1 protein-coding gene and 1 pseudogene are annotated in these 1,576 nt (G+C 65.6%); both read left to right on the forward strand.

Translation table 11 applies throughout. The features are described from left to right. Window positions 1–561 (forward strand): annotated as a pseudogene (locus ABZT02_RS46100) (alpha-1,4-glucan--maltose-1-phosphate maltosyltransferase); the annotation flags it as partial. Further along, a partial coding sequence (locus ABZT02_RS46105; protein ID WP_356029463.1) for an alpha-amylase family glycosyl hydrolase occupies window positions 558–1,576 on the forward strand: 1,019 nt, incomplete at its 3' end. The pseudogene ABZT02_RS46100 and the gene ABZT02_RS46105, both read left to right, overlap by 4 nt.

Here is a 1,576-nt window from a genome sequence, read left to right on the forward strand (position 1 = left end):
GTGCTGGCCGCGACCCTCTCGCCGACCTGGGGCATCTACTCCGGCTACGAACTCGCCGAGAACACCCCCCTGCGCGAGGGCAGCGAGGAATACCTCGACTCGGAGAAGTACCAGCTCAAGGCCCGCAACTGGGACACCGAGGACAGCCTCGCCCCCCTGATCACCCAGCTCAACACGATCAGACGGGAGAACCCGGCCCTCCGGCAGCTGCGCGATCTCCACTTCCACCACGCGGACAAGGACGAGGTGATCGCGTACTCGAAGCGGAGCGGCTCGAACACGGTTCTGGTGGTCGTGAACCTCGATCCGCACCACACCCAGGAGGCCACGGTCTCGTTGGACATGCCGCAACTCGGCCTGGAATGGCACGAGTCGGTGCCGGTGCGCGACGAGCTCACCGGTGAGACCTATCACTGGGGCAGGGCGAACTACGTGCGTCTTCAGCCCGGCGGGGCACACGTCCTTGTGGTCGGCCGGGGGTCCGGGGGTCACCCCCCGGATGAGCACAGCACCGTCCTGCGACCGTCCACCCCGCAGATCGGAGGGTCACCCACAACATGATCGTCAACGAGCCCGTCCACGACACCTTCGAGGACACCCCCGCCAAGGACCGTGACCCGGACTGGTTCAAGCGGGCGGTCTTCTACGAGGTCCTCGTCCGCTCCTTCCAGGACAGCAACGGCGACGGCGTCGGCGACCTCAAGGGCCTGACCGCGAAACTCGACTACCTCCAGTGGCTCGGTGTCGACTGTCTGTGGCTGCCGCCCTTCTTCAAGTCGCCGCTCAGGGACGGCGGGTACGACGTCTCGGACTACACCGCCGTCCTGCCGGAGTTCGGTGACCTCGCCGACTTCGTGGAGTTCGTCGACGCCGCCCACCACCGGGGCATGCGCGTCATCATCGACTTCGTCATGAACCACACCAGCGACCAGCACCCGTGGTTCCAGGAGTCCCGCAAGGATCCCGACGGCCCCTACGGCGACTACTACGTGTGGGCGGACGACGACAAGCAGTACCAGGACGCGCGGATCATCTTCGTCGACACCGAGGCCTCCAACTGGACCTTCGACCCGGTCCGCAAGCAGTACTTCTGGCACCGCTTCTTCTCCCACCAGCCGGACCTCAACTACGAGAACCCGGCCGTCCAGGAGGAGATGATCTCCGCACTGCGGTTCTGGCTCGACCTGGGCATCGACGGTTTCCGTCTCGACGCCGTGCCGTACCTGTACCAGGAGGAAGGCACCAACTGCGAAAACCTTCCGGCCACCCACGAGTTCCTGAAGCGGGTCCGCAAGGAGATCGACGCGTCCTACCCGGACACGGTGATCCTGGCGGAGGCCAACCAGTGGCCCGAGGACGTCGTCGACTACTTCGGCGACTACGAGTCCGGCGGCGACGAATGCCACATGGCCTTCCACTTCCCGGTCATGCCCCGCATCTTCATGGCCGTGCGCCGCGAGTCCCGCTACCCGGTCTCGGAGATCCTCGCCAAGACGCCGGCCATCCCCAACAACTGCCAGTGGGGCATCTTCCTGCGCAACCACGACGAGCTGACCCTCGAAATGGTCACCGACGA

Source organism: Streptomyces sp. NPDC005402, from assembly GCF_040606575.1.
In the GTDB taxonomy this organism is placed as follows: Bacteria; Actinomycetota; Actinomycetes; order Streptomycetales; family Streptomycetaceae; genus Streptomyces.